This is a genomic window from Mesorhizobium sp. M7A.F.Ca.CA.001.04.2.1 (assembly GCF_003998485.1).
GTDB classification, from domain to species: domain Bacteria; phylum Pseudomonadota; class Alphaproteobacteria; order Rhizobiales; family Rhizobiaceae; genus Mesorhizobium; species Mesorhizobium ciceri.
On the sequence record NZ_RZQT01000228.1, the window covers coordinates 1 to 5,138 of the forward strand.

Below are 5,138 nucleotides of genomic sequence, written 5' to 3' on the forward strand. Positions count from 1 at the left end.
GCGAAGATCATTGGAAAAAGGTCGCGTCATCAGATGCTGGCCTCCACTCCAGCCAGCATCTTGAATCACAAAACTCACAAATCGGGAATCCCCTACGATTCCATCAAGTCGTGAACCGCTCTAGCCTTCGAAAGCCGCCCGCAGCGTCTCGAACGGCGCCAGCGCGCCGCGCACTTGCACCACGGCGGCGGCGACACGATGCGCACGGCGCGCGGCTTCCTGCGGGTCGTGGCCGGCAAGACGAGCCGCAAGATAGCCGCCGTTGAACGAATCGCCGGCGCCGGTCGTATCGGCGGGGGCAACGACATGGATCGCCGGGACTTCGCGTAGTGTTTCTCCTTGGGCAATCAGGGCGGGCTGCTCGCCGTTCTTGACGACGACCTCGCTAACCAGTTGCCTGAGTCGCTCTGCGGTCGCTTGCGGTGTTGCATCGCCAAACAGCATCTGCTCGTCGGGGAAAGTCGGCAATGCGATGTCGGTGGCGGCAAGGGCTTCGACGATCGCTGCCTGTGCATCCTCGCGATTGCGCCAAAGCCGCGGCCGGTAGTTGGGATCGAAGGCGACAAGTGAACCGGCCGAGCGCGCCTTGGCGACGGCCGCCAGCAATACGGCGCGCGCGGCCTCATCCAGAATTGCCAAAGTGATTCCGGAAAAATAGACAAGCGCCTGATTTACCAGGTTTTTCGACAATGCAACTGGGTCTGAGGCGAGCTGCCGCGCGGCGGCGTCGCCGCGCCAGTAGGTGAAGGAACGCTCGGCCCCGGTCAGCGTGATGGCATAGAGGCCAGGCCGTGCGCCCGCTATGATCGGGCTGGAGCCGATGCCGATGCCGTTCTGGCCTAAGAAATCGATCTGGGCTTGCGAGAACGGATCGTCGCCGAAGGCCGAGACATAGGTTGCCGGCCGCTCAGTGCTCAGCGCGTGCAGCGCCCACAGCGTGTTGAACGTGTCGCCGGCAAAGCCCATGCGCCAGTTCGGTCCGGTCTGGCCCGACAGTTCGAGCATGCATTCGCCGATCGAGGCGACGCCGGTTCCCGCCATCTACAATCCTCCAGTGCTTCCCGGTGCTGTAGCTTTTTGCCATCGGCAGCGCCATGCTTGGCAAGCAGGGTTTTTTCCGCCACAGCGTTTTCCCACAGGCTGGCGGGATGCGATCCGTTCGGCAGAGCGTTGTCTGCAGAAGAGGAACCGGTTTGGCATCGATATGGCGTTATCTTCTGGCGGGTCTTGGTCTGGCTGCCTTGCTGGTCGGCATTCTCGCGGTCGTCTTCCTGACGGCGCCGCGTTCGTCGCTGCCAGCCGGCCCGGATGTCGCGCGGACGAAGAAAACCGACAACGGGCTGTACGTGGCGAGTTTCGTGCCGGAACGGGGCGTGGTGCGGCAGGGCGAACTGGAATCCTGGCTGCTGACCCTGAAAACAAAGACAGGGGCTTCGGTGGAGCGCGCCGCGATCGCCATCTCCGGCGGCATGCCGCAACACAATCACGGCCTGCCGACCAGCCCGCAGGTCACCGATTACCTGGGCGAAGGCCGTTACCGCATCGAGGGGCTGAAATTCACCATGAGCGGCTGGTGGCAACTTCGTTTCGCCATCTCATCCGGCGCCGGCTCCGATACCGTACTGTTCAACGTGGTGCTGTGAGCGATCGATGAAGCGCCTTTTCCGCTTTCTGACGCTGATGGTCGCCGTCGTCCTCGTGGGCTGCGGCAAGCCTGATTTTTCCGACGCAGAAAAGAAGACTATCGCTTCGCTGGCGCTGTCGTCGCTGCCGGCGCTCAAGGCCGACACCACCAATCGTTTTGCCGACGTGCCGGCCGCCGCCGCACTCGGCTCGACGCTGTTCTTCGATCAGGGCATGAGCGGTGACGGGTCGGTATCCTGTTCGACCTGCCACAAAATCGACCGCCAGTTCCAGGACGACCTGCCGCAGGCGGTCGGCGTCGGCCACGCCAACCGGCGCACCATGCCGCTGGCCGGCGTGGCGCACGATCCCTGGTTCTTCTGGGATGGCCGTCGCGACAGCCTGTGGGCGCAAGCGTTGACGCCGCTCGAAAATCCGCTGGAGCAGGCGGGAAACCGCGCTGCCTACGCGCATTACATCAAGGCGCGCTTCGGCGAGCGCTATGAGCGCATTTTTGGGCCGCTGCCCGATTTTTCCGGCATGCCGTTGAATGCCAGCCCACTTGGAAACGATGCCGAGAAAGCAGCCTGGAATGCCATGAGCAGCGCGCAGCGCGACGCCATCAACGGTGTCTTCGTCAATATCGGCAAGGCGATTGCCGCCTTCGAACGCTCGATCGCGCCCACGCCAGCGCGCTTCGACCGCTTTGCGCTGGACCTCGCCACCGGTGCCGAGCCGAAGGGCGATGCTGTCTTTTCCAAACAAGAAATCCTTGGGCTTAAACTGTTCATCGGCAAGGCCAATTGCGTGACCTGTCACAACGGCCCGCGCTTCACCGACAACAGCTTTCACAACACCGGCGTGCCGCCTGTTGCGGGCCTGCCGCCGGATCGCGGCCGCATCGATGCCGTGCACCAAGTCGAGGCCGACCCGTTCAACTGCCTTGGCGCCTATCGGGACGGCGACGTTGCCGCCTGCGGCGAACTGCGCTTCATGGTCAAGAATGCGCCACAACTCATCCGCGCCTACAAGACGCCGTCTCTGCGCGGTGCGGCAACGCGACCGCCCTATATGCATGCCGGGCAGTTTTCGTCGCTCGACGAGGTCGTGGCGCACTATGCGAAGGCCGCGCCCAGCGTCGAAGGGGTATCAGAGGTTCACCCGTTGGAGCTTTCAGACCGAGAACGCGCTGCTCTGGTGGCGTTCTTGAAGACGCTTTCGGAGTGATCTACCGATCCTTCACGGTCTCCATCGCCACAAAGGTCGAGGTCTGGGCGACATGGGGCAGGGCCGAGATGCGCTCGCCGAGGACGCGGCGGTAGGCGGCGATGTCCCTGGTGCGGACTTTCAGCAGATAATCGAAGCTCGATGCCATCATGTGGCACTGTTCGATCTCCGGCACAGCCTGTACGGACCGGTTGAAGGCGTCGAGCGCGGCGGATCTGGTGTCGGACAATTTCACCTGGACGAATGCGACATGGCCTTCGCCCATGCGCTCGCGGTCGACGATCGCCTGGTAGCCTCTGATATAGCCGTCCTTCTCAAGCCGCTTCACCCGCGCCTGCACCGGCGTCTTCGACAGGCCGACCTTCGCGGCTAGTTCTGACATGGAAAGCCGGCCATCGCTTGCAAGTGCGGCCAGGATATTCCGATCTATGCGGTCCAATTGGTCTTCTGTCATCGAAATTGCAGTCCAAATGTCAGTTATATGCCGCTAGGATAGATCGAATGACCTACAGTGTCGATTTCTTTGGACCGGCCGAAATTTTGCACTTGTGCTAGCTTGCGCCATTCGGTCCGGTGACCGCCGGCCCGATCCCCTTTGCTCGATCCACGGGACCGCCATGCCAGCGCTCGATGCCATCCGCCAGCAGATCCGCGCCAACTACCTGCCCGACGAAGACGAGGCCGTGAAGCGGCTTGCCGAGGCGACGGGGCTCTCCGGGAAAGACCGCAAGGCGATCTCGGCTCGTGCCGCCGATCTGGTGCGCGCGGTGCGCGGTTCGTCGGATCCAAGGCTGATGGAAGTCTTCCTCTCCGCTTACGGTCTCTCCACCAAGGAAGGCGTGGCGCTGATGTGCCTGGCCGAGGCACTGCTGCGCGTGCCCGATACCGAGACGATGGACGACCTCATCGCCGACAAGATCGCGCCGCACGACTGGTCGGCGCATTCGGGCGGTTCGAGCTCCATCTTCGTCAACGCCTCGACCTGGGCGCTGATGCTGACCGGCCGCGTCCTCGACGAAGGCGAGGGCGGCATCGAGGGCACGCTGCGTTCTATGGTGCGGCGGCTGGGCGAGCCGGTCATCCGCAAGGCGGTGGCCGCCGCCATGCGCGAGATGGGCGAGCAGTTCGTGCTCGGCCGCACCATCACTGAAGCCGTCAAGCGCGGCCGGCCGATGACCCAAAAGGGTTATCTCTATTCCTTCGACATGCTGGGCGAGGCGGCCCGCACCGAGGCCGACGCCTTGCGCTATCACAAGGCCTATGCCGACGCGATTTCGTCGCTCGATTCCGGCTCCAACGGTCCTGATATCAGGCAGAACCACGGCATCTCGGTCAAGCTTTCGGCACTGCATCCGCGTTACGAGGTGGCGCAGAAGGACGAGATGCTGCCTGTGATGGCTGAGCGGCTCTTGTCGCTGGCGCTGGCCGCGCGCCACTCGCGCATGGGTCTCAACATCGACGCCGAGGAGGCTGACCGCCTCGATCTGTCGCTCGACGTCATCGAGCGGGTGCTGGCCGAGCCAGAGCTCGCCGGCTGGAACGGGTTTGGCGTGGTGGTGCAGGCGTATGGGCCACGCGCGGCCTTCGCCATCGACTGGCTCTATGCGCTGGCCAAGAAATACGACCGCAACATCATGGTTCGGCTGGTCAAGGGCGCCTATTGGGACACCGAGATCAAGCGGGGGCAGACGTTGGGACTCACCGGCTATCCCGTCTTCACCCGCAAGGCCAACACCGACGTCTCCTACATGGCTTGCGCCAAGAAGCTGCTTGGCATGACCGACCGCATCTACCCGCAGTTCGCCACCCACAACGCCCATACCGTCGCCGCCATTCTGTCGATGGCTGACAATCGCGACGCCTTCGAGTTCCAGCGCCTGCACGGCATGGGTGAGGCGCTGCACGAGACGGTGCGACGGTCCGAAGGCACGCGCTGCCGTATCTATGCACCGGTCGGAGCGCATTCCGATCTACTGGCCTATCTGGTGCGCCGGCTGCTGGAGAACGGCGCCAACTCCTCCTTCGTGCACCAGCTGACCGATGAGGATGTCGAGCCGGAGGACATTGCGCGCGATCCGCTCGAGACGGTCGAAAGCCAGGGTCCGGCAGTCAATCCGGCGATTGCCCGGCCTTCCCAGATTTTTGGAGCCGGGCGTCGCAATTCGAAAGGATTCGACATCACCGACACGGTGACGCTGGCGGCGATCGACAAGGCCAGGGCGGCCTTCGCCGGGCCGGATCGCTGGCATGCCAAGCCGATTACGCGGGCCGCCGGCTATGGCAAGCAG

At 63.6% G+C, this 5,138-nt stretch carries 5 protein-coding genes; 3 read left to right on the forward strand and 2 right to left on the reverse strand.

Translation table 11 applies throughout. The features are described 5' to 3' along the window. Positions 1–120: 120 nt before the first annotated feature. The gene (locus EN955_RS33560; RefSeq protein WP_024503806.1) at positions 121–1,041 is read right to left on the reverse strand and encodes a sugar kinase; all 921 of its coding nucleotides are present in this window, start codon (positions 1,039–1,041) and stop codon (positions 121–123) included. A gap of 152 nt (positions 1,042–1,193) precedes the next feature. On the opposite strand from EN955_RS33560, the gene EN955_RS33565 reads away from it, so the two are divergent. Next, a complete protein-coding gene (locus EN955_RS33565; RefSeq protein ID WP_024503807.1) occupies positions 1,194–1,643 on the forward strand; it encodes a FixH family protein in 450 nt (149 codons plus the stop codon). Positions 1,644–1,650: 7 nt separating this feature from the next. Next, positions 1,651–2,850 carry a cytochrome c peroxidase gene (locus EN955_RS33570; RefSeq protein WP_024503808.1) on the forward strand — a complete coding sequence of 400 codons (1,200 nt, stop codon included), beginning with the start codon at positions 1,651–1,653 and terminating at the stop codon, positions 2,848–2,850. 1 nt (position 2,851) lies between these two features. Here the strand turns inward: EN955_RS33570 and EN955_RS33575 are convergent, their stop codons facing one another. Beyond that, positions 2,852–3,304 (reverse strand): Lrp/AsnC ligand binding domain-containing protein, encoded by a 453-nt coding sequence (locus tag EN955_RS33575; RefSeq protein ID WP_013531233.1) that lies wholly within the window; start codon positions 3,302–3,304, stop codon positions 2,852–2,854. 163 nt (positions 3,305–3,467) lie between these two features. On the opposite strand from EN955_RS33575, the gene EN955_RS33580 reads away from it, so the two are divergent. Next, the coding region (locus EN955_RS33580; RefSeq protein ID WP_206523772.1) for a proline dehydrogenase family protein at positions 3,468–5,138 on the forward strand (1,671 nt) is incomplete at its 3' end.